We start from the raw sequence: 23387 nt of genomic DNA on the forward strand, positions 1-23387 counted from the left end.
CACTACGATTCCTTCTCTTCCGGACGGCTCTGCACGTAGGCGTACCCGAAACGCCCCTTGATGCAGAGGTGGCCGCTGGTGACGTGGTTTTCGATCGGTGAGGTCACCTTGACAATTTCGTTCTCGGCGACGTGGAGCGTCAGGCGGCAGCCCACGCCGCAGTAGGAGCAGATCGTATCGGTCTTCGTCTGCTCTTCTTCGTTCCACTCGCCGCGCGAACGCAGCTCGTGCTCCGACGAGAACATCAGCGCACCCGTCGGGCAGACGCCGATGCAGTTGCCGCAATACACGCACGCCGAATCGGGAAGCGGGACGTCGTACTCCGTGGAGATATGCGCGTCGAATCCGCGCCCGGCAACCGCTATGGCAAAGGTGTTTTGGGCGTCGGTCCCGCAGGCCTCGACGCACTTGTAGCAGAGAATGCACTTCGAATAGTCGCGCATGTAGAGCGCGTTGTCGATCTTCGGAGGTTGTGCCGCCGTCGCCGGTTGCGGGCCGTACCTGCCCGGATCGGCACCGTATGCTTGGCAGTACCGTGCCATCTCCGGCGCGGTCGAAACGTCGACGCTCGAGGCGAGAAACTCAAGCACCATCTTACGGCTGTGACGGACGCGCTCCGAGTCGGTTTGAATCTTCATTCCCGCTTCGGCACGCCTGGCGCACGCGGGAACGAGCGCGCGCGAACCATCGAGCTCGACGACGCAGACCCGGCAGGCGTTGACCGGAGTCAGCGATTGCAGGAAGCACAGCGTCGGCGTTTCGACGCCGGCTTCGCCGAGCGCGTGCAGGATCGTTGCGCCGGCGCGAACGCTCGCGGGCCGTCCGTCGATGGTTATGTCGATCGTCTCTGCGTTCACGTTCGTACTCCGAAGATTCCCAGATTCGTGCGGGCCGACTCAACGACGCCGGCGGCGGTCTGTCCGAGCCCGCAGATCGAGGCGTCGCGCATCACCGCGGCGATCTCCGGGAGGAGGGTGACGTCGCGCCGTTCGAGCGCTTCCTGTTGCCGGACCGTTCCGACGCGGCACGGGACGCACTGTCCGCAGGATTCGTCCCGAAAGAAACGGGCGATGCGCAAGACGGTTTGCTCGAGATCTGCGCGATCGTCGAAGAGCATCACCACGCCGGAGCCCAGCGTCGCTCCCGCCGCGCGGGCATCTTCGAAGGTCAAGCGCAGATCGAGCGATTGCGGCGAGAGAAAAACACCGGCCGCGCCTCCGAGCAGAATCGCCTGCAGCTCGCGCCCTCCGGCTACGCCGCCCGCCAGCTCGATGAGTTCGCGCAAGATCATCCCGTGTGGAACTTCGTAGAGCCCCGGCTGCGCGATCGCGCCCGAGAGCGAGAAAAGCCGCGTCCCCGTCGAGGCCGCCGTTCCGATCCGAGCGTACGCGGCGCCGCCCTCGCGCAGGACCGGCAGCAGGTTCGCGAGCGTTTCGACGTTGTTGATCAGCGTCGGCTTGGCGAAGAGCCCGGCCTGCGCCGGAAACGGCGGCTTGTTGCGCGGCTCTCCGCGTTTGCCTTCGATCGAGTTGAAGAGCGCCGTCTCCTCGCCGCAGATGTACGCACCGGCGCCGCGCCGCAGATCGATCTCAAAGCGGTGGCCGCGCTGCATCACGTTCTCACCCAGCAGGCCGCTTGCGCGCGTCTTCTCGATTGCGTTCTCGAGGCGCCGCGCGGCCAGCGGATACTCACCGCGAAGATAAATATATCCACGCTCCGATCCGATCGCGTAGCCGGCGATCGTCATCGCCTCGATCAGCGCGAACGGATCGCCCTCCATCAGCACGCGATCCTTGAAGGTTCCCGGCTCCGATTCATCGGCGTTGCAGACGAGATAGCGCGGTGCGGCGGGCGCGTCGGCGACGGCCTGCATCTTTGAAGCCGCCGGGAAGGCGGCGCCGCCGCGTCCGAGCAGCTTCGCCGCCGCAACCTCGGCGATGACGCCTTTGGAACCCAACTCGAAGGCGCGCGCGAGCATCGTGTAGCCGCCGGCGGCGATATAGCCGTCGAGGCTCTGCGGATCGATTCGCCCGACGTTGCGTAAGAGGCTCAGATGCGTGCCGCCGGCCAGCGTGGGGCGACGATCGCTCGCCGCGCCGTCGTCTTCCATCGCTGCAACGATCGATCGCGCGCCGGCCGGCGCGAGCTGCAGCATGGACGGCGCGAGGCCGGATTTCGCGATGAGGGCTGCCGGCGCGCGATCGCACAGACCGAGGCAAGGAGTGCGGTGAAACGCCGCGCCGGCGGCCTCGAGCTGCTCGCAAATCTCCCGCGCACCGGCCGGCATGCAGGCGATGTCGTCGCAGACGTGGGCGAGGACGGGCTCGCGCGGCGTCGTGGCAAAGAGCGCGTAGAACGTCGCGACGCCGTAAATCTCAGCCGGCGCAACCGAAAGGCGTTCGCCGATATAGTTGACCGCGCCCGCGCTGATCCAGCCGATGCGTTCCTGCACTGCGTGCAGCGCCGGCAGCAGAAGGTGGCGCTGCTCGCGCGCGCTCGCGCCGCTGCGGCCGTCGAGCTGCGTCCCCAAAAGCGCGTCGAGCGCGTGACGTTCGTCCCCTGTGGCCGTCGCCGAGTTGAAGTGGAGATCCACTACGCGCCGCGTTCCAGGCGCACCGCGCAGGCTTTGAACTCTGCGGTGCCCGATTGCGGATCGGTCGCGTCGATCGTCAACAGATTCGTCGCGACGTCGTCGTTGTGATGGAAGGTCGTGAATACGAGCCCTGCGCGCAGCCCGGAGTCGACGTGAATGGGGACGACGATCGAGCCGCGCCGCGAGATAACTCGCGCCCGATCGCCCTCGCGCAATCCGTAGCGCTGCGCGTCTTCGGGCGAAACGTCAAGGCGCTCGCCGCGGCGCATCGGCGAACGATAGCCGCCGCTTTGCACCCCGGTATTGAACGAGTCGAGGCGCCGTCCGGTGGTGAGCCGAACCGGGTACTCTTCGTCGAGCGCTTCGACCGGCGGGTCGTGTTCTACCGCGGCGAACGGTGCGAGTTCGCCCCGAACCGGATTCTCCCATAGCCTGGAGTGGAGGAAGAGCTCGCCCGGGTGCTGCTCGTCGTAGCACGGCCACGGGATTCCGTCGAGTGCCTCAAGCCGCGCGTAGCTCATGCCGGCGTGCCAGGGGGAGAGCGAGCGGCATTCGTCCCAGGCTTGTTCGGCGGTGTAATCCGGCCAGTCATGCCCCAAACGGCGCGCTAGCGCACAAAGGATGGCAATGTCGTCCTGGGCCTCGCCCGGCGCGGCGAGTGCCTTACGGCATCGCTGCACGCGCCGTTCGCTGCTCGTTACGGTGCCCTCCGATTCACACCAGCCGGCCGACGCCGGAAAAACGACTTCCGCGAGCTCACCGGTCTTCGTCAGGAAGATGTCCTGAACGATCAGGTGGCGCAGACTTCGCAGCAGCTCCATCGCGTGCTCCTGATCGGCCTCCGATTGCGCTGGATTCTCGCCGATGACGTAAAGGGTCTCCAGCTCGCGCCGGCCGACGGCGGCGAACATGTCGGTGAGGTTCCAGCCGTTTTTTTGCGGCAGCGTCACGTTCCAGGCGCGCTCGAACTTTGTACGGCTCGCCGGGTCCTCGACATCTTGACCGCCGGGAAACTTGTTGGGAATCGCTCCCATGTCGCCGCCGCCTTGGACGTTGTTCTGTCCGCGCAGCGGACACACGCCGCTGCCGTAACGCCCGACGTGGCCGCAGAGCAGTGCGAGGTTGATCAGCGCGCGAACGTTGTCGACGGCGTTGTGGTGTTCGGTGATGCCCAGGGTCCAGCACAGCTGTGCGCGCGGCGCGTTCGCATACGTATGCGCGAGCTCTCGAATAAGGGAAGCGCTCACGCCCGTCGTCCGCTCGGCATATTCGAGGGTGTAGGGCTCGACGCAGGCGCGGTACGCCTCGAAACCGCTGGTCGCTCGTTCGACGAACTCGCGATTCTCCAAGCCGGCGGCCAGAATCTCGCGACCGACGGCGTTGGCAAGCGCGATATCCGAACCGACGTCGAGGCCTAGCCAGCCGTCGGCCCAGCGCGCACTGGACGTACGGCGCGGATCGACGACGTAGAGCTTTGCGCCGTTGTGAATGCCGCGCAGCACGTGATGAAAGTAGATCGGGTGCGTTTCGCGCGCATTCGATCCCCACAGGATAACGACGCCGGTGCGCTCGACCTCCTCGTACGAGCTCGTTCCGCCGCCTGCCCCGAAGACCGCCGTCAGACCGACGACGCTAGGAGCGTGTCAAGTTCGATTGCAGCTGTCGATGTTGTTGCTGCCGACGACCGCGCGAGCGAACTTCTGAGCGATATAGTTCATCTCGTTGGTCGCTTTCGAACAGCTGAACATCCCGTACGCGTGCGTTCCGTCTCGCCGGCGCGCATCGTCGATCGCCGATGCGGCACGGTCGAGCGCCTCCTCCCAGGTTGCGCGGCGAAGCTGGCCGCCATCGCGTACGAGCGGGTGCGTCAATCGAACGTATTGTTTGCTCACGATTTGTGAATTCGCGCGGCGGCTGACGAGTCCCCACTGCGCGTGGCCAGAGCCAAAGGAGCCGGAGGGTGCCGAGAGCAACCAACGGTGACTGCACAGGAGGGCTGATACGATGGATCTGTCCGGGATTACCGTCTACGCGGGTGGCGGCTTCGCTCGTTACGGAGATTCGAAGGTCGGACTGCTCACCCACGGCCTTCAGTACGGGACCGGCTGTTTCGAAGGCATTCGAGGTTACTGGCTGCCCGAAGAGCGCGAGCTCTTTCTCGTCTTGCTTCGCGACCACTACGAGCGTCTCCAAACCTCCGCAAAGATTCTGACGATGTCGCTGCCGCACGGCGTCGACGAACTTGCCGAAATCACCGTCGAGCTCTGCCTGCGGAACAGTTTTAAAGGCGATCTCTACGTCCGTCCCTTCGCCTACAAAGCGGCCGAAGACGTCGGCGTCCGGCTGCATGGCGTCCCCGATGCCTTTGCCATCGTCCCTATCCCCTACGTGCAGTACCTCGATACCGACCGAGGGCTCGACGTCTGCGTCAGCTCGTGGCGCCGCGCCGACGACACGATGGCCCCGCCGCGCGCCAAGATTACCGGGCTCTACGTCAACTCGGCCCTGGCGAAGAGCGAGGCCGTGGCCAACGGCTACGACGAGGCGATTCTGCTCTCGCACGACGGCCACGTCTCCGAAGGCTCGGCCGAGAACATCTTTCTCGTTCGGCGAGGCGTGCTGTACACGCCCGATCCGTCGCAAAACGTTCTGGAGGGCGTGACGCGCCGCGCGATCATGGAGATCGCGCGCCAAGAGCTCGGCATGGAGGTCGTCGAACGCTCGATCGACCGCGGCGAGCTCTACTCGGCCGAGGAGGTCTTCTTCACCGGGACGGCCGTCGGAATCGCCTACGTTGCATCGATCGATCGCCGCCAGGTCTCCGACGGCGCGATGGGCCCGGTTACCAAGCTGCTGAGCACGCTGTACTCGAGGATAGTGACGGGGCGTGAGGCGCGTTACCGGTCGTGGCTCACGCCGGTCTACGCCTCGGCCCGGGTTAAGGTGTAAGCGGAGCCGGCGGCGCCGGCGACGACGTATTCGTCCAGTAGGGGACGTCGGGCGAACCCTCGGGTGCGCGGATCGCTTGATGCAGTTCGCGCCAGTGGGCGAAGCTCACTTCGTCGGCATAGGCGAGCCGCGAGATGCGGTGGATGAATTCCCGCCCGAGCTGCTGCGACGGCAGCGACGTCGTCATGACGACGATGACGTAGGGCGCGTTGTCGGCATACACGATCCCGGCATCGTTGAGCGTATCGAAGAACGAACCGGTCTTGTGCGCGATCGGCACGTCGGCTGGAAGCGGCTGCGGCAGCAGCGTGTTCACCTGGTCGGCTTCCAATATCGAGATCATCTCGTTTGACGACCACTGATCGACCAGCTCGCCGTGCGCCATCAGCGTCAGCAGGCGCCCGAGATCCGCCGGCGAGGTGCGAAGCGTCGCGCGAATCGACCACGCGTCGGTGCGAACGTCGCCCAGGAGGTGCGTCGTTCCCAAGCCCAGCTCCGCCATCTCGCGATTGATCGTGTGCCGCCCGACGAGCCGAATTAACATGTTGGTCGCGGTGTTGTCGCTGATGTCTATCATCTTATCGAGCAGTGCCGAGACTGGATACGTGCTGCCGCTGCGCGCACCGCTCAGGTCTCCCGAACCGTCGTCTTTGTCTTGCTGTTCGAGCGTCACGCGGCGGTTCAGATCGAAATTCCCTCCGGCCAGCGCCTCGAAGACCGCGACCATCACGGGAAGTTTGATCGTCGACGCGGCCGGCATGCTTTTGCCGGCGTTGAAGCCCGCGTTATAACCGGTATTGAGATCGACGACGTCCAATGCGCTCGGCGCGGGGAGACGGCGCGCCAGCATTCGAACGTCGCGGTTGAGCGTTGCAAAAGGGGGCGGAAGGTACGCGCTGGCCGGAGCGGCTGGAATTGCTATGCAGACAAGTGCGCACAGAGCAATCGCGCGTGCTAGCATCTCCGACGTTTCGCTCAGCGCGCGTTTCGACTCCTGCCGGCGGTGCGGGTTTTACGGGGGCTCGCTCGGTCGCATGGTGAACGTCGTTGCGGATGAAGGGCTCGCCGAATCCGTGGCGATCGTTGACCGAAGGGCGGGTAACGTACGCGCTCAAGGTTCTGATGGTGGTCGTTCTGACGCTCTTTGCGGGCGAGTACGTCATCAGGATCCTCGCCCGCATTCACGGCGTGATCTATATCCTCGTCGCTGCGGTTTTCTTGGCATACCTCATCTATCCGGGGGTCCAGTGGCTGCGCCGGCGCGTGCCCCTGATCGCTGCGATCCTTCTGGTCTATCTGGGAATGCTCGCGACGCTGGCGATCTGCGCGATGTTCGTGGTGCCGCACATCATGGACGACGTCAGTCAACTGGTTCGGCATTACCCAGAGCTGGTCGACAGGCTTCGCTCGATCGTCTACGATCCGCGCGACCCGTTGACGTCGCGATTGCCCGGCTGGGCCCGGCGTGAGTTGGCGCGGGCCCCCCTCGATCTTGCGAACTGGGTCGAGACCCGCGGCCTGCAGACGGCCGGGCATATTGTCGTGGTCTTGGCAGGAACCGCGGCTGCCGTCGCGATTCTCATCATCGTCCCGATGGTGACGGCGTATCTGTTGCTCGACCTCGACCACCTCAAGCGCAGCCTCGCGGCCATTGTGCCGGAGGAGCGCTGGCGCGCGACGGTTTCGCTGCTCTCGGATATCGACAACGTCATCGGCGGCTTCATCCGCGGGCAGCTGCTCGTAGCGCTCGTCGTCGGTGTCCTGATCACCGGCGCGCTCGCGCTGCTGCGGGTTCCCTATCCCTGGCTCTTTGGATTGCTCGCCGCACTTGGCGACTTGATTCCCTACGTTGGAGCGGTGCTCGCCTATCTGCCGGCCGCCCTATCCGCGGCACTTGCCAACGGCTGGCTCAACGCGCTGTTCGTGAGCATCGCCTTCGTTCTGATCTACGAAGTGGAGGGGCATCTGATCGCGCCGCCGATCGTGGGCCGTCAAGTCCGCTTGAGCCCCTTCGTCGTCGTGATCGCGGTGCTGATCGGTGCAGATCTTGGAGGGCTCTTCGGTATGCTCGTTGCGGTGCCGCTCGTCGGCGTTTTGCGCGTCATCATGCTGCGCGTGCTTCGCGCGGCAAAAACATCGTGAGCGTCGCGGCGGAGGTCGGCCGCGTCGACATCGTCGGCGTTCCGATGGACTTAGGAGCGAGCCGCCGCGGCGTCGATATGGGTCCGTCGGCCGTTCGCTATGCGAAGCTCCACGAGAAGCTGCGAAAGCTCGGAATCGCCGAGATCGTCGACCACGGAAATCTTCCGGTTCCCATCCGCGAGTCGGCCGACGCAGCCGATTCGTCGGCGAAGTTTCTCGACGTTATTACCGATGTCTGCAACGATCTCGCAACGCTCGTCGATCGAGCCGTTCGTGAGGGCGGCTTGCCGATCGTCCTCGGCGGCGATCACTCGATCGCGATGGGCACGCTCGATGGGCTGACGCGTGCGCGCGGCGCGGCGCCGGGACTCGTTTGGATTGACGCTCACGCCGATATCAACAGCCCCGACAGCTCCGCGACCGGCAACGTTCACGGCATGCCGCTCTACTTCGCGTTGCAAAACGGTTTTGCGCTGCCCGAGAGCACGGTGCAGATCGGCTTGCGCGACGTCGACCCCGACGAGAAGCGGCTGCTGCGCGAGTGGGGCGTCAAGGCCTACACGATGAGCGACGTCGACAAGCTCGGCATGGTTCGCGTTATGGAGCTCGCACGAGCCGTTGCCGGCGCAAACGGCCGGGCGATTCACGTTTCGTTCGATATGGATGCGATCGATCCGAGCGAAGCCCCCGGCACCGGAACTCCGGTCAAGGGCGGATTGAGCTACCGCGAAGCGCATCTCGTGATGGAGATGCTCCACGAAAGCCGTCAGCTCGGCTCGATTGAGATGGTCGAGATCAACCCGATCTTCGACGACCGCAATCAAACCGCGGCGCTCGCCGTCGGCCTTATCTGCTCCGCGCTCGGGAAGTCAATTCTTTAACGAACTGGCCGCTGTGACTAGCAACAGCGCCAATATTGCGAAGTCATAAGGCCTTACTTGAAGGACCTCCGGCTCACGGCAGCCGCGCCAATCTGTGGGATGCTAGTGGGAGCAAGCTCGCAGACTACTGGAGGCAACGGTGCGTTACATACCGGTGCGGATTCTTTCCCTTTTCGTCGGCACTCTAGCGGTCAGCGCCTGCAATGGAATCGGCGCGGGCGGAGTCCTCGCCCAACCGGGCGCGGCTTCGGCACGTCAGCCCGACCGCGGAGAAGTTAAGGGAGACCGGCTCTACCTTTCCTCGCTTCCCTGGGTCAAGGAGTATTCTGTTTCCGGGAAGCGGCACCGCTTGCTTTGCTACGACACACTGCCGCCGATGAAACCGTACAGCTGGGGCGGAATCGGCGTAAGTGCCGCCCACGTTTTATATGTGCCGGTTCCTTCGTTGAGCAAAGTCTTTACGTTTACTGCAGATTGCGGGGCCGCGGGACCCACACTGTCCGATCCCGGCGGGGCGCCAAGTGACGTGGCGTTCGACGACAAGCGCGCAATCGTCTACGTTTCGAATTACGGGAAACGGTGCGTCCAGGTTTACGAGAACGGGGCGACCTCGCCGACACGAAGCCTTTGCGTGCCTGGATACCCATATGGAGCGTGGGCCGTTGCAGTCCATGGGGGAGATGTTTACGCTACATTGTCAAAACTGTGCGAGGACCCAAAGTACCAGTGCTCCTACCTTGTAAAGTTCCCGCACGGGCGCCAGAGAGGTGCCCACGTGCTACCGCTCAGGGAACAGAATTTCCAAGATACCGTCGGTATAACGTTCGATTTGAAAGGCAATCTTCTCGCATTTTCAGCCTTAGGCGACGTTGGCATTTATCGCCCTCCCTATAGGGGTGAACCTCGGCGAACGTGCGAAACTTTGGCTGGATATTTTGGTGCTCTGGACAGCAGCAACAAACGTCTCTACGTCGGCGCACGAGTATTTACTTACCCAGGCTGCAAATACAAGTACACGGTCCGCTCCGGGCATTGGAGCAATGTTCCTACGGGCGTTGCAGTCGATACACAATCCGACGGGTAGTACCTGCTAAAACGCATACAAGCACGTGTTACCACTAAAACCGGAGGTTGCTCTTGAAGTACATGTTGACGTGGACAGAACGTCCGCAGGGCTCACCCATAGAATACGAAAATGCGCAAAAGCGGATATTAGAGGTCTTCACGCGATGGAAGGCGCCTGGCCATTTCAAGATCGAATTGTTCGTCATTCGCGTGGGCGACTGGGGCGGCTATATGTTGCTGGACTGCGATGATCCGGCAGCCGTTCACAAGTTTTGCTCCATGCTTCCCGCCTTTGTGTTCGAGGCACGCCCCGTCATTCCAATCGATGACGCGGTCCGCGTCGAACTAGAAGCGATCGCTTTCCGCGACGAGATAAGCTAAAGGTTTCGAGCGGGCCACACGGAGGCAGCGCGGCAACGGCTAGAGCTTGATGGTCGCTTGGCCTTCGCACGCGACGCCGCCGCCGCAAACCGCGGGATCCCAGCTCGCGTCCGCAAGCAGCGACCGGATCTTCGTCTCGGTTTGTGAGTCGACGGGAGGCGTGAAAAAGAGGTTTGTCATCTTGCCGTCGTCGCCGACGGTGACGACTAAGGTGACGTGCGCGCCGAGAGCGTCGAGTTGTTTGCGCACTTGCGGATCGAGTACCGGCGTCGGCTGCTCGGCGCCGAACGGAAGGTAACCGCCGGCGGGACGCGCGTTCTCACTCGCGACGTTTCGCACTTGCGGCGAAGCGGTCGAGATCGGCGCGGTCGTGCCGTGCGATGCGGAGTCGCCGGCTTGCGCGACGGCGGCGACCGACGGTGCGGCCGGAGCGCTCGTCGAAAGCGGAACCTTCGCGGGTTGGCCGTGCTGCTGCAACTTCACCAACGTAACCTTGTGCGCGGGACTGATCGTGGGCGTCGCCTTGAAATGCGGCGCGGCCGCGCGCGGGCGCGGCATCGGCCGCTGCGGCCGGACGATTTGAACGTGAAGTACGTGGGTGAAGCTCACCGTTTCGACCGCCGGCGTGTCTGCCACGGTCCAGGCGAGCGCCGGAATCGCCAGCGCGACGAGGCAATGGATGAGGACGGAGCCGAGCGTGGCTCGCTCCATTCGCCCTCGTTCACCAACCATGGCCGTCATTTTTTGCGTTTTTCCCTGCCTCCCAACGCGCGGGCGGCCCGTCTCGTGACGCCGCCGCTCCGGCAGGGAGACTCCGCGCCCCACGCGTCCCAACCCTCCGTCTGGGACCGCGCAAAGAGCTCGATGCGGCTTCGCTGCCCGCACAGGCTCTCGATCAGCGTACGAAAGATCGCCGGCTTCTCGCTGTGCGCGCCGCGCGGCTGGAGCACGACCTGCGGTTGCGCGAGGTCGAGGATGGGAAACGGCCGCCCGGTCGGATTGGTCGTGGCGACGAGCAGCAGTTCCGAGGTCGGCTTGGTGAAGGTTGGAGGTATGCCCTGACCGGAGATGATCTCGCCGCGCCGGTTGATCTTCACCCAGACGTACGCGACGCCGCGATAGTGCAGCTTCCATGCGTCGATCAACTTCAGGGCAAAGTCGAGCCGCGGACACGTCGCCCAAATGAAGACGGCGGCGCGTTTGTTGAGCATCGCGCGCACGTCGATGGCGGCGAGTTGATCGAGCGACATCATCGGGTAGTGCTTGCCGGCGGCGGCGTCTTTGATCGGACTGCCGTAGTAGTACCACGGCGGATCGACGTAGACGATATCGTAGCGTTTACGCGGCAGCGGGGGAACCGCTTGATGCTCCGCCGCGGGGCGCCGCTTGGAAAGGCGTCGCGCGTGCTCGTTTTCGCTCATCGCGCTCCGAGCACCGCCACCAGGGCGCCGCCAACGGTCGCGAAGAAGTTCACTGCGTCGTTTTGGAACCACGCGATGCCTCGTCGAAGGGTCGTCGGCGTTCCGCAAACGTGCGGCGACGTTTCACAATCGCACCGGCAAGCGGGACACCAGCGCAATGCCTGCAGGCTCGCGCCGAGTAGCGAGTCCAGCAGCGCGCCGGCGATGCCGCCGATCGTTACGGCAAGCAGCGGCGCGAAGCCGGTGAGCGCGGCGACCGCACCGACCAAGAGCGCGCCGCCGATGGTCGCGGCGCTGCCTTGAAACGTGATACCGCCGGAGAGTCCGGTTTGAATCTGGCGAAACGTGAGAATCGATACCGGCCGCCCGCGCGCGAGCGTACCGATCTCCGTGCCCCACGTGTCGGCCGATGCCGCGGCAAACGCCCCGGCGAACGCAACGCCAAAGGGAGCGCCGAAACGCAGCGCGCCCAGTGCGCAGAGCGCGGCGACGCCGCCGTTAGCAAACACCTGCCAGGCGTTGCGTGCTTTTGCGGCGGGTGCTCCGGTGAGTCGCGCCTTCCGTTCGCGGCCGATGCGCGTCAGGATCGCCGACGGTATGAAGAACGCCAGAAGTATCGCAGCGCCTCGCCACTGGGTGCAGCCAAAGACGATCGTTCCGACGGCAAATGCGGCAACCGCTCCATCGGGCGAAAGTGAGCGCGCACGATACGCACCGATCGCAATGGCGGCAGCGAAGAGCGCCCCGACAGCAACGTTTAGCACGTTTGCAGTGCGTAGTAGCTTTCCAGTGCGTCGAGGAGACCTTCGGTCGTGAAAACCGTGGCGACGACGTCGACGCTCAACCCCGCCTGCGCGGCGGCCTCTGCGGTGATCGGCCCGATGCAGGCAACGCACTTTCCCGCCGCAGCTGCTGCGGGCGTCGTACTCTTTCCCAGGAGCTGGACGAATCCCCGGACCGTGCTCGCGCTGGTAAAGGTGAGAACGTCAGCGCGCGCGACCTTCCGCGCGAACTCGTCATTCTTCGGGACGACGGTGCGATAGGCGGCCACGATGTCGACGCGCAGTCCAGCCTCTTCGAGCATCCGTGGAAGAACGTCGCGCGCTTCCTGCGCGCGGTACAGCAGGACGCGATCCCCGGCAGACGCTCGTGCGACGATCGCGGCGGCAACTTCCTCGCTCACGAAGGCGGGAGGGACGAGATCCGCGATGATGCCGTTAGCGCCCAAGCGCTCCGCGGTGCGATCGCCGATCGCCGCAATTTTCGCCGAGCCGGCGCGTCGTGCGTCGGCACCCTGCGCGCGCAGGCGGCTAAAGAACGCGTCGACGCCGTTTTGCGAAGTAAAAATGATCCACGCATAGCGCGCAAGATCGGCAAGCGCGTCATCGGCCGCGCGCGTATCTTCGATCGGCTCGATGGCGATCGCCGGCGCCGAAATCGGCTCGGCGCCGCGCGCGAGCAGCGCGCGCGCAAATGCGGCGGATTGCGATCCCGCGCGCGTGATCAGCACGCGCTTTCCGAAGAGGGCTCCGGTATCGAACCAGCGCAGCTCGGCGCGCAGCTCCGCAACCGGACCGATCACGGCGACCGCAGGCGCGCCGATCTGCGCGCGCTCGACCTCATCGCAGATCGTTCCGAGCGTTCCGCTAGCGGTACGCTGGCTCGGCCGGGTGCCGTCCTGCACGACGGCAGCCGGTGTGTCCGATGAAAGGCCCGCAGCGACGAGCGCCGCGGCGATCTCGCGCAAATTTGCGGTCGCCATCAATAGAACCAGCGTCCGCCCGGGATCGGCGAGCTTCGAATAGTCGAGGCTCGGGGCCGGCTTTGTTGGGTCCTCGTGACCCGTGGCGACGGTGAATGCGGCCGCATGTGCGCGATGCGTAACGGGAATGCCGGCGTAGGCCGGTACGGCATACGCCGAACTTACGCCTGGAACGATCTCGAACGCAACGCCCGCGGCACGCAACGCCTGTGCTTCTTCTCCGCCGCGGCCGAACACGAAGGGATCGCCGCCTTTCAAACGCACGACGCGCGCTCCGCTACGCGCGCGTTCGATTGCCAGCCGTTCGATCTCCGCCTGCGGCATGGCATGCGCGCCGGCGCGCTTTCCGACGAAGATTCGTTCGCACGGCGGCGGCGCGAGCGCGACGATCGCGTCGCTTGCAAGAGCGTCGTAGAGCAAGACGTCGGCCCGTCCGAGAACCTCGGCGGCTCGTAACGTCAGCAGGCCCGGGTCGCCCGGGCCTGCGCCGACTAGGAAGACGCGACCGCTATTGCTACTGTTCATCGGGCATCGCGGAGAGCAGCGATGCCGCGACTTCTCCGGCGATGTTCAATTCAAAGAGTTCGTCGAGAACGCGCGCATGTGACAGGGCTTCGGCGTGGTCGACGCTCGCTTTGCTGCGAATCCTCAAAATCACCGAGTGCAAGAGCTTCGAGACGATCGTCAGACTCATGCCGGTGACGAGCATGCGTTCCCGTTCGCTCAGCTCCGGACAGCGCGCAAAGAGACGCTCGATTTCGGCTGCGCGAATGGTTTCGGCCTTCTGCGTCAGCCGCGCGATGATCGGATCGGTCGCGCGCGAGCGATACCACCCCTCGAACCGCTCGACGTGTTCGGCGATGATCGTTTCGACTGCGGGAATCGCCTCGCGTCGCAGGTCGAGGCGTTCGTTGACGACCGACTTCAACCCGTCGACGTCTACGAGCGCCACGTTGTCGATATGCGCAACTGCAGGATCGACGTCGCGCGGAACCGCGATGTCGACGATGAAGAGCGGCTGGTGCGGTCGCGTTTTCATCGCCGCGCACACGCTCGCTTCGTCGAGAACGAAGTGCGACGAGCCCGTCGACGCGACGACCACGTCGGCGACGGCGAGCGCCGACGAAAGCTCGGGCATCTCCACGACTTCCCCGAAACCGGCCTCGCCGATCAACTCGCGCGAGCGCGCGGCGGTCCGATTGCTGACGATGACGCGAGCCGCGCCCTCCTGACTCAAGCGTTTCACCGCTGCTCGCCCCATCTTCCCAGCGCCGACGACGAGCACCGCCTTACCCTGGAGACTTCCCAAACGCTGTCGCGCCGCTTCGACGGCGGCGGTGGCCAGCGAGACCGACTCGCCGCCGATACGCGTTTTTGCGCGCGCGCTCTTTCCCGCGGCGAGAGCTTCGCGGAAGAGGCGGTGCAGCGTCCGTCCGATCGAACGAGCCGCAGTCGCGGCAACGTATGCATCTTTGACTTGGCCGAGAATCTCGGCTTCGCCGATCAGCATCGAGTCGAGTCCGGTGCAGACGCGGAAGAGATGATTGACGGCTTGATGACCGAGCCGCGTGTAGAGATACGACTCGAGGTCGTAACCGGTTGCGCCGTGACGAAAGTTCGAGAGAAACGACTTGATCTGCGCGACGCCGGTTTCGTAGTCGTCGAGCTCGGCATAGATCTCCAGGCGCCCGCAGGTTTGCAGCATGACCGCTTCCTTGACCGCTTCGTAATCCCGCAACGCGACCAGCGTCTCGGCCATTCGGGAAGGCGGGAATGCATGGCGTTCGCGGACCTCGACCGGGGCCGTGTGGTGCGAAAGACCGATGCATGTCAGGGGCATACTGGAATCCTACGGCCCCGGGACGCTGCTCGACAAGGGCATTTCGAGCACCTCGCTCAGCGCGGCGTCGCTCGCGGCGATCGTCAGATCGATATCGATGGCCGTATGAGCTGTCGAGAGAAAGTTTGCTTCGTAGGGCGAGGGCGCGAAGTAGACGCCGCGATCGAGCATCGCTGCGTAGTAGCGCGAAAAGAGCGGGCGGTCGCAGGCTTGGGCACCGGTGAGATCCTCCACGGGTCCGCCAGAGAAAAACACTCCGAACATTCCGCCGGCGCGCGTCGTGTAAATCGGCACTCCGTGGCCTTTGAAACTCGCCGCAAGCCCGTCGGTCATTCGGGTCGCGAGCGACTCGAGCTCTTCGTAGAGCCTCGGCTCCCCGGCAATGAGGCCGAGCGTTGCGATGCCGGCGGCCATGGCCACCGGGTTGCCCGAGAGCGTGCCGGCCTGGTAGACGGGCCCCTCAGGCACCAGCCTCGCCATAATCTCCGCGCGACCTCCAAAGGCTCCCACCGGGAGGCCGCCGCCAATCACCTTGCCCAGCGAGGTGAGATCGGGCTCGACCCCCTCGCGGAGCTGAGCGCCGCCGCGGCCGACGCGAAAGCCGCTCATTACTTCATCGAAGATTAGCACCGCGCCGTGCTGCGTACAGAGCCGGCGAAGGCGCTTTAAAAAGCCGGCGCGAGGCAAGATCAGGCCCATGTTCCCCGGATACGGCTCGACGATTACCGTCGCGATCGCGCCTTCATGGAGCGTGAAGGCTTGCTCCACGGCCTCGGCGTCATTGAACGGCAGCACGACCGTGTCGGCCGCGGTGCCTTCGGTGACGCCTGGCGAGTTGGGAACGCCGGCTGTCAGCGCGCCCGATCCGGCGGCGATCAAAAACGAGTCGGCGTGGCCGTGATAGCAGCCCGCAAACTTCACGATCTTCGCGCGCCCGGTGTAGCCGCGCGCTAAGCGAACCGCGCTCAGCGTCGCTTCGGTTCCGCTCGATACGAAGCGAAGGCGTTCGATCGAGGGCATCATCGACACGATCAGCTCGGCGAGTTCGCTCTCCGCCTCGGTTGGCGTACCGAACGACGTTCCCCGCGCCGCCGCATTGGAGATCGCACGCGTGACGGCCGGATGTGCGTGGCCGAAGAGTAACGCTCCCCACGACATGATGTAGTCGAGGTACTCGTGGCCGTCCAAGTCGTAGAGCGTCGCTCCGGCACCGCTCTTCATGAAGACGGGCGAGAGACCGACCGATCCGAGTGCGCGAACCGGCGAGTTGACGCCGCCCGCAATGACCTTTCGCGCCCGGGCAAACGCGGCGATCGAGCGTTCGAGCTTCACGTCGTCACCACCGCGGTGAGATCGTCGGGCCGATTGACGTTCACGAAATACCTTCCGTCGGCGGGGAGTATTCGTACCGCAAGGCGCGCGAGCAAATCGTGCATCGCCGCGCGCCCATGCCGGCGAAGCGCCGCACCTTCGCGCAGAACCGCGTAACGATCGTAGAGGGCCGCAAGCGGCTCGAGCCGCCCGTCGTGTTCGGGCACGACGGCTTCGTCGCCGGCACGCCACGATGCCGATACTTCAGCCAGAGCGCGAGATTCGAGCTGCGGCTGATCCGCGGCGATCGCAAAGAGACGGTCGGCGCGAATCGCCGCGCACGCCGAGTAAAAGGCGGATGAGGGTCCCTGCGCCGGCGCGCGATCGACGAGCAGCGGTGCATCGAGTTGCGCGTCGATCGGCGGCGAGAAGCTTGACTTTCCGGCGATGTAGATGGGAATCCGCAGCTCGCGCAACCGCGCAAAAATCCGCAGGATCATCGGCCGGCCGCCGGTCTCGTGTTCCAGCTTGCCTGGAAAGCGCCGCGCGCTGCCGCCCGCTAGCAGGACGATCGCATCAGCCATGACGGCGGGCGTATGCCTTAGCAAAGTAGGTAATCACGATATCGGCACCGGCCCGAACGAAGGAGGTGAGCACTTCGTCGACGGCCCGCTCGGCCTCGAGCCAGCCGTTGGCGATCGCCGCCGCGAGCATTGCATACTCGCCGCTGACGTTGTACACCGCGATCGGCACGTCGAACCGGTCGCGCGCGCAACGAACGACATCGAGATATGGAAGCCCTGGCTTGATCATGACGATGTCCGCCCCCTCGGCGATGTCGAGCGCGATTTCGCGCAGCGCCTCGCGCGCGTTGGGCGCGTCCATCTGGTAGGTGCGCCGGTCTCCGTGCTGCGGAGCCGAGCCGGCCGCTTCGCGAAACGGTCCGTAAAAAGCCGAGGCGTATTTTGCGCTGTAGGCCATGATCGCGACGCCGGCGTGCCCTTGCGCGTCGAGCGCGGTGCGGAGTGCCTTCACGCGACCGTCCATCATATCGGACGGCGCGACGACGTCGACGCCGGCCTGCGCATACGTAAGCGCGATCCGGCAGAGCAGCTCGAGCGTCGAGTCGTTGTCGACGTCGCCGCTGGGATCGAGGATGCCGCAGTGGCCGTGATCGGTGTACTCGCAGCCGCACAGGTCGGCGATCAGCAGCATCTCCGGCAGCTCGGCCCTGATCCTCCGAATAGCACGCTGCACGACGCCCTGGGGATCGTAGGCGCTCGACGCAACCGCATCCTTACGGGCGGGAATGCCGAAGATAAGCAGGCTCTTGATGCCCAAACTAAAGAGCTCGCGGGCCTCGGCGACGGCGGCGTCGACGCTCAGGCGTGATATCCCCGGCATCGCGGCGATCGGCCCCACGTCTTCGGGACGCTCTACGACGAAGACCGGCTGCACGAGCTGATCGAGGCTGACGCGGTTCTCGCGAACCAGCGCTCGCATCACCGCGCTGCGGCGGAGCCGCCGCGGACGAACCACGATCACCGCCGTGCTCCGGCGGCCGTCGCGCGATTCGATAGCGCGGCCGCGAGCGCGGTGCCCAATGCGTGCGCCTCCTCCATCTTCGTCACGCGACCCTGTACGCTCGCACGCACGAGATTTCCCGGCTCGGCCTCGGCTGCTCCCATGACGACCATGTCGCTGCCGGCGAGGCGAGCGTGGATGCCGATCGGCGCGCTGCACCCGGCGTGCATCGCCGCGAGCGCAGCTCGCTCGCATTGCACGCACAGCTCGGTGGGCGCATCGTTGACGGCGGCGCGCAGTAATGCCGCAATTTCCTCATTGCCGGCTCGGGTCTCGACGGCGAGCGCGCCTTGGCCGACCGCCGGTACCATCTGCTCGAGCTCAAACGGAACGACGTGGCTCGCACCCTGCCCAAGACGGTTCAGCCCCGCCATCGCCAGCACGATGGCGTCGTACTCGCCGTCGCGCAGTTTGCGCAGTCGCGTATCGACGTTGCCGCGCAGCGTCTCGTACCGCAGATCCGGGCGAAGCCCGAGCAGCTGCGTGCGCCGCCGCGGGCTCGAGGTCCCCACGACGGCCCCCGCCGGCAGTTCGTCGAGACCTGCATAATGCTCGCTGCAGAACGCATCGCGCGGGTCCTCGCGCAGCGAAACCGCGGCGATCCGCAGATCGGCGGCAAGCGTACTCGGAAGATCTTTACAGGAGTGGACTGCGTAGTCCGCGCGCCCGTCGCGCAGCGCGTTCTCGACCTCGGTTACGAAGACGTTGACGCTGCCGATCCGATCGATCGAACGAAGCTGGTCGCGATCGCCGCTGGTCGTGATACCCAGGAGCGTCGTGGCGATGCCGCGTTCTGCCAAACGCGCGGCGACGCTGCGGCTCTGGACGGTCGCCAGCCGGCTGCGCCGCGAGGCGCATATCGCGCTTCGGTCCGGCATGCGCGCAAGCTCCTCCACCGGCTGCTGCGCGAGTTCGCGCAGGATCTCTGCGCCTTCGTCTCGCGGGAAGAGTTCCTTGATCGCGCCGCGCATTCGGCGCAGCGTCTCGAGGGCGAGGCCGTACTCCGGACCGAAATGAGCGGAAAGCTCCCGAACGATTCGTTTGGAAAACGCCGGCGACGCGCCCGAGGAATCGGCGCTGATCGTCAACTCTCCCACCCGCAGAACCGCCGGCATCGTGAAGTCGCCGCGTTCGGGCATCGAAGCGTCGCAGGCAAGAACGTTGGCGGCGCGCGCGTCGTCGACGACCTGCGCGTTCACGGCCGTGTCGTCGGTCGCGGCGACGACGAGCGACGCGCCGTGCAGATCGTTCGAATCGTAGGCCCGCTGGGCAAACGTTCCGCCGCACTCGCGCAGAAGATCGCGCAGACGATCGCCGATGCGCTCCGCAACGACCGCGATCGGGAAGCCCGCCGCTGCGAGCGATTCCGCTTTGCGCGCGGCGACGTTTCCTCCGCCGACGATTAGCGCTCGGCGGCCATGGGAGCGCAGGGAAATCGGTAACATATGGGCGCACGAAGGCTTCAGCGTCCGGCAGCCAAAAACCGCCTTTGGTCATGAGAGCAAGCGCCGACGGAGCCGTTCGCGCGGCCGTCGCGGGTGCGGTGGTTGCCGCGTTGACGACCCTGCCGGGTTTAGGCGTGGGCACGCTCTGGGACAACAGCGAGACGGCGTACGGTGAAGTCGCGAAAGAAATTCTGCTGACGCACGACTGGGTCGTCATGCACCTCAACAACGTGCCGTACTTCGTGCAGCCGCCGCTCTATTTTTGGTTAGGCGCCATTTTCTCGCTCTTCACCGGACCGACGCCCTTCGCACTGCGCTTACCCTCGGCGCTGGCCACGATCGCGCTCTGTGCCTTCACCGGCTACGCCGTCGCGCGCCAGGCGGGATCGCGCGTCGGCATCTACGCGGCGGTGATCCTCGCAACGAGCTTGATGCAGGCCGTGATCGGCCGGCTGGCGATCATGGATGCCCTGCTCGACCTCACGGTTGCAATGACGATCTTTTGGTGGTTTCGCGCGCTCGAGACCGGGCGAGACCGCTATGCGATCTTCGGCTGGATCGCGGCGGGCTTCGGATTCCTTGCCAAAGGCCCCGTCGCGCCGGTCGTCGCGCTACTGGTCATCGTGCCGTTCTTTCTCTGGAACCGCCGGATCGAGCCGATGCGACCGCCCTCGGCGCGAGCGTGGATCGCCGGACTGGCCGCGTTTCTCGTCGTCGCTGCACCTTGGCCCATCGCGCTGGTCGCACACTATCACCTCGCCCCGCTGCAAAAACTGATCGGCGAGTATACGATCGGGCGCTACACCGGCGTCGTCGAGAATCAGTCGGGCCCGATCTGGTACTACGTGCCGGTCATCATCCTCGGCTTCTTTCCGTGGATCGCATTTCTGCCGATGGCCTTCGCGTACGGGGTACGCGCTTTGCGGGCGGACGTGCTCGAGCACGCTGCGACCGCGCGCCTGGTTCGCCTCGCGTTTGCATGGGGCGTGATGCCGCTGCTCTTTTTTAGCTTCGCGAGCACGAAGCTGCCAAACTACATCGCGCTCGAGTTCCCGGCGCTCGCCATACTGACGGCGCTGTATTTCGAAGCCGTCGTGCGGCGTGGCGGCACGCGTTCGGCGGTTTTCTCGGCGGCAACCGTGCCGATTACGATCGGCGCGCTCGCTTTTGCAATCTGGCTCTTCATGCGCAACAATCGCTTGACGGCCGAAATCGCGATCGCCGTTCCGCCGATGCTTGCGATGGCGGTTGCGATCTTTGCCGGATCGCTGCTCACGGCGTTTTTGGTCGCCCGCCGCTCAACGGTCAATGCCGCACCGTATGCACTCGCGCTGGCGGCGATCGTCGCCACCGACGTGCTCGCAATGACGGTGCTGCCGCACGCCGAGGCGTTCAAGCCCGTGCCGCGGCTGGCGGCCATGATTGAGGCGCAGCGCCGGCCTGGGGACGTCGTTGCGATCCAAGGAGTCTCGGGCGGAAACGCGCTGCTCTTCTACACTCGTCCGGTCGTAGTCGCCCTCGCGCCGCCCTCCGACGGCGATCCGCAGAGCGACGGCATCGCGCCTCGCAGCGTGATCTGCACGGCAAAGCGCGCCTGGGTGATCGTGCCCGCAAACGGCGCGCAGGAGCCGACGTATGGGAGGATTCGGCGGTTGATCACGGTCGACCGCAAAGCCGCCCTCGTACTCTACGAAGGGCCGCCGTGCGATATGTAGGAGCCGCTATGGTTTGTAGCTGCTGACCTGCGCTTGCGTTACCGCCGAGGCTTTATTGTTTCCGAGGCTGCCGCGAATGTAGGTGATGACGTCGGCGATGTCCTTATTCGAAAGCTGACCCTTCCACGCGGGCATCTGTCCGTTGTACGTCATGCCGGCGATGGAGATCTGGCCGTGCAGGCCGTTGAGCACGATCCCGATGACGGTTTTCGCATCGCCGGTTACGACGGGATTGTTGGCGAGCGGCGGAAACGCTCCCGGCGTACCTTGCCCTTGCGCGCCGTGACAGGTCGCGCAGTTCGCAGAGAAAACCTTCGAGCCGTTGGCGTTGGCGACGCCGCCGGCCGCGGAGCCGCCCGTGCCCGAATTCGCTGCCGTTGCCGTGCCGGGAGAGCCCGGGAGCGTCGCCGCCGCAGCCTCGCTCAGCACGACCGATTCGGGTGGTGACGCCGGGGCCGCCGCCTGTTTGGCCATCGTCGTAACTTGCCCGTAGATCGTGAGCCCGATTATCCCAAAGACGACGATCGCCGTCGACCATAAGAGGCCCGTGCGCCCTGCAAAGCTTCGCGTGCGGGTGCGATCGAGCCACGGCAGCAGTAGAACCACCACGAGGAATAATGTTGGGACGATGATCGTCGCGATCAGCTCGGTGCCGATCGACAGCGGCCCGAGATGAATTTCCGCCGGCACGAGCGCCAATAACCCGAAGAGCGAGAGAAAATACCAAGCCGGATACGGTACGAAAAACTTCGTCGGATCGGCCTTCGCGTCGAGATACGGCGGGAACGCGAACGAGAGGAAGCAGATGATGATGAAGACGATGAACGAGAACGCGCCGTCCATGAAGAACTGATCGGGCCAGAACCGCCCGGGGCGCAACGTACGGCGATCCTCGACGACGGGGCCCGCCGAACCGTTATGGCGGAAGATCGCCAGGTGCGCGCCGACAAGCAGGACGAGCACGGCCGGCATCAGCCAGACGTGAAGCCCGAAGAAGCGGTTGATCGTCTCCGTGCCCATTCCGCCGCCGCCCTGCGCGATGTGCTGAATCATCGGACCGGCCATCGGAGCGAGGCCGGTTATATTGAGCGATACCTGCGACGCGAAATATGCGTCCATGTCCCAGGGCAGAAGATAGCCGGTGAGGCCGAGCACCAGCGTAACCAGCAGCAGCAGAACGCCGACGACCCACTGCAGTTCGCGCGGCGACTTATACGCGCCGAAAATCAAGACTTGCAGCAAGTGCAGGAAGACCAGGGCGATCATCGCCGACGCGCCCCAGTAGTGCACCGATAGAAGGAAGTGCGTGTACGGATTGAGATAGATCGCGCGCGTCGATTCCCAGGCCGTCGCAGCCGACGGTGCGTAGAAAAACGTCAGGAATATCCCCGTGACGATCTGCACGATCATCGCGAAGAGCGTCGCGCTTCCGAAAACGTACCAATAGCTCGCGCCGCCCGGGACGTCCTCGGTGAGGAACTCCTTGGCCATCGAGACGAATCCAGTGCGCTTTTCGATCCAGTTGAGCATCAGCGATTACCTATGCTTGGTAGGAGACGACGATGCGTTGCGGGGTGTTCGACTGATACACGATCCAGGTTACCTCGGCCGCGCCGTTTTGGGAGCGCAGCGGGAGCGGGTCGAGACCGCGCGGCGCCGGCCCGGCGATGTGCGTGCCGTCGAACGTGTATTGCGACCCGTGACACGGGCACATGAAGCGGTTCTGTGCGTCGCTCCAGTTGTAGTAGCAGCCCAAGTGCGGACAGATCGGGCTGAAGACCACGAAGCCCATGCTGACGGGAGCGTAGGTCAGGTCGCCGTCCGGACCCGGAACGTTGAAGATGTCGGGCCGCGCGGCCCGGAACTTGTCGAGGTCGATCTTGATGCCCCACGCGTACTCGTCGGCGGCCTGCTCCGGCAGGTAGCCGTCCTTATACTTCATCGTGAACGTCAGCTTGACGGGCTTTTCCGTAGCCTTCCGCAACGCATCGAGCTCTTGCGCGCTCAGCGGCGACCAGGTGCCGGCGGCGGCATTCTTGGGCGGGAGCAGCGACCCGACGATCGGAACGGCGAGCACGAGTCCGACGATCCCGCCGATCGTCAGCGTGGCGTTGGCCATGAACGTTCGCCGGCTAACTTCCTCGGGCGTTTGCGCCGGCGAGTCGTGTGCGCCTGCCGGCGTCAGGCCGGCGTCGTGCGGGGCGCCGGCGTTCGAGTCAGACACAATCGTTCTCTCCAGCAGCAGGTACGGGTCGCAGGCTCATTTGGGCTTAGTGTAAGCCTGACCTCTCGGCTTGC

General features: G+C 64.9%; 20 protein-coding genes. 5 read left to right on the plus strand and 15 right to left on the minus strand.

Features of this window, described 5'->3' with window-relative positions; all coding sequences use genetic code 11:
• Nucleotides 1-2 precede the first annotated feature (2 nt).
• The 3 genes from VGG51_07155 to VGG51_07165 are packed head-to-tail and all read right to left on the minus strand — an operon-like array spanning nt 3 to nt 4488.
• Nucleotides 3-857, minus strand: a complete 855-nt coding sequence (locus VGG51_07155) for a 2Fe-2S iron-sulfur cluster-binding protein (protein ID HEY1882800.1) — start codon at nt 855-857, stop codon at nt 3-5.
• Nucleotides 854-2593, minus strand: coding sequence for an NAD(P)H-dependent oxidoreductase subunit E (locus VGG51_07160; GenBank protein HEY1882801.1), 1740 nt, complete (start codon nt 2591-2593; stop codon nt 854-856). Before VGG51_07160 ends, VGG51_07155 begins: the two co-directional genes overlap by 4 nt.
• Nucleotides 2593-4488, minus strand: coding sequence for a molybdopterin-dependent oxidoreductase (locus VGG51_07165; GenBank protein HEY1882802.1), 1896 nt, complete (start codon nt 4486-4488; stop codon nt 2593-2595). Before VGG51_07165 ends, VGG51_07160 begins: the two co-directional genes overlap by 1 nt.
• A gap of 109 nt (nt 4489-4597) precedes the next feature.
• On the opposite strand from VGG51_07165, the gene VGG51_07170 reads away from it, so the two are divergent.
• Nucleotides 4598-5542 carry a branched-chain amino acid transaminase gene (locus VGG51_07170; protein HEY1882803.1) on the plus strand — a complete coding sequence of 315 codons (945 nt, stop codon included), beginning with the start codon at nt 4598-4600 and terminating at the stop codon, nt 5540-5542.
• Here the strand turns inward: VGG51_07170 and VGG51_07175 are convergent.
• Nucleotides 5532-6503 (minus strand): serine hydrolase, encoded by a 972-nt coding sequence (locus VGG51_07175; GenBank protein ID HEY1882804.1) that lies wholly within the window; start codon nt 6501-6503, stop codon nt 5532-5534. The two genes, VGG51_07170 and VGG51_07175, sit on opposite strands and share 11 nt — an antisense overlap.
• A 92-nt stretch (nt 6504-6595) precedes the next feature.
• Between VGG51_07175 and VGG51_07180 the strand changes: the two genes are divergently transcribed.
• From VGG51_07180 to VGG51_07190, 3 genes are all read left to right on the plus strand, one after another.
• Complete coding sequence (locus VGG51_07180) at nt 6596-7684, plus strand: AI-2E family transporter (GenBank protein HEY1882805.1); 1089 nt, start codon at nt 6596-6598, stop codon at nt 7682-7684.
• Nucleotides 7681-8565: an arginase gene (rocF, locus tag VGG51_07185; GenBank protein HEY1882806.1), complete on the plus strand. Its 885-nt coding sequence runs from the start codon at nt 7681-7683 to the stop codon at nt 8563-8565. The genes VGG51_07180 and rocF overlap by 4 nt, the downstream gene beginning before the upstream one ends.
• Before the next feature lie 1146 nt (nt 8566-9711).
• The gene (locus VGG51_07190) at nt 9712-10011 is read left to right on the plus strand and encodes a DUF3303 family protein (protein ID HEY1882807.1); all 300 of its coding nucleotides are present in this window, start codon (nt 9712-9714) and stop codon (nt 10009-10011) included.
• Nucleotides 10012-10050: 39 nt separating this feature from the next.
• On the opposite strand, the gene VGG51_07195 is transcribed toward VGG51_07190, so the two are convergent.
• Genes VGG51_07195 through hemC form a run of 9 tightly spaced genes read right to left on the minus strand, consistent with a single transcriptional unit; the run spans nt 10051 to nt 19374 of the window.
• Nucleotides 10051-10722 carry a hypothetical protein gene (locus VGG51_07195; protein HEY1882808.1) on the minus strand — a complete coding sequence of 224 codons (672 nt, stop codon included), beginning with the start codon at nt 10720-10722 and terminating at the stop codon, nt 10051-10053.
• Nucleotides 10723-10748: 26 nt separating this feature from the next.
• Nucleotides 10749-11432 (minus strand): MT-A70 family methyltransferase, encoded by a 684-nt coding sequence (locus VGG51_07200; protein HEY1882809.1) that lies wholly within the window; start codon nt 11430-11432, stop codon nt 10749-10751.
• Nucleotides 11429-12196 carry a DUF92 domain-containing protein gene (locus VGG51_07205; GenBank protein HEY1882810.1) on the minus strand — a complete coding sequence of 256 codons (768 nt, stop codon included), beginning with the start codon at nt 12194-12196 and terminating at the stop codon, nt 11429-11431. Before VGG51_07205 ends, VGG51_07200 begins: the two co-directional genes overlap by 4 nt.
• Entirely contained in the window at nt 12190-13719 is a 1530-nt protein-coding gene (cobA, locus tag VGG51_07210; GenBank protein ID HEY1882811.1) for a uroporphyrinogen-III C-methyltransferase, read from the minus strand. Before cobA ends, VGG51_07205 begins: the two co-directional genes overlap by 7 nt.
• The gene (gene hemA, locus VGG51_07215; GenBank protein ID HEY1882812.1) at nt 13709-15034 is read right to left on the minus strand and encodes a glutamyl-tRNA reductase; all 1326 of its coding nucleotides are present in this window, start codon (nt 15032-15034) and stop codon (nt 13709-13711) included. Before hemA ends, cobA begins: the two co-directional genes overlap by 11 nt.
• 9 nt (nt 15035-15043) lie before the next feature.
• On the minus strand, nt 15044-16366 hold the full coding sequence (gene hemL / locus VGG51_07220; protein HEY1882813.1) for a glutamate-1-semialdehyde 2,1-aminomutase: 1323 nt from the start codon (nt 16364-16366) through the stop codon (nt 15044-15046).
• Complete coding sequence (locus VGG51_07225) at nt 16363-16929, minus strand: molybdenum cofactor guanylyltransferase (GenBank protein HEY1882814.1); 567 nt, start codon at nt 16927-16929, stop codon at nt 16363-16365. The genes hemL and VGG51_07225 overlap by 4 nt, the downstream gene beginning before the upstream one ends.
• Nucleotides 16922-17890: a porphobilinogen synthase gene (gene hemB / locus VGG51_07230; GenBank protein HEY1882815.1), complete on the minus strand. Its 969-nt coding sequence runs from the start codon at nt 17888-17890 to the stop codon at nt 16922-16924. Before hemB ends, VGG51_07225 begins: the two co-directional genes overlap by 8 nt.
• Nucleotides 17887-19374: a hydroxymethylbilane synthase gene (gene hemC, locus VGG51_07235; GenBank protein HEY1882816.1), complete on the minus strand. Its 1488-nt coding sequence runs from the start codon at nt 19372-19374 to the stop codon at nt 17887-17889. The genes hemB and hemC overlap by 4 nt, the downstream gene beginning before the upstream one ends.
• A 50-nt stretch (nt 19375-19424) precedes the next feature.
• Between hemC and VGG51_07240 the strand changes: the two genes are divergently transcribed.
• Complete coding sequence (locus VGG51_07240; GenBank protein HEY1882817.1) at nt 19425-21089, plus strand: glycosyltransferase family 39 protein; 1665 nt, start codon at nt 19425-19427, stop codon at nt 21087-21089.
• Between the two features lie 6 nt (nt 21090-21095).
• Here VGG51_07240 and VGG51_07245 read toward each other — a convergent pair whose 3' ends face one another.
• Together VGG51_07245 and VGG51_07250 are read right to left on the minus strand one after the other, a co-directional pair.
• On the minus strand, nt 21096-22619 hold the full coding sequence (locus VGG51_07245) for a cytochrome b N-terminal domain-containing protein (protein HEY1882818.1): 1524 nt from the start codon (nt 22617-22619) through the stop codon (nt 21096-21098).
• A 10-nt stretch (nt 22620-22629) separates the two neighbouring features.
• A complete protein-coding gene (locus tag VGG51_07250; GenBank protein ID HEY1882819.1) occupies nt 22630-23313 on the minus strand; it encodes a ubiquinol-cytochrome c reductase iron-sulfur subunit in 684 nt (227 codons plus the stop codon).
• Between the last annotated feature and the right edge of the window lie 74 nt (nt 23314-23387).

It is taken from the genome of Candidatus Cybelea sp., from assembly GCA_036489315.1.
In the GTDB taxonomy this organism is placed as follows: domain Bacteria; phylum Vulcanimicrobiota; class Vulcanimicrobiia; order Vulcanimicrobiales; family Vulcanimicrobiaceae; genus Cybelea.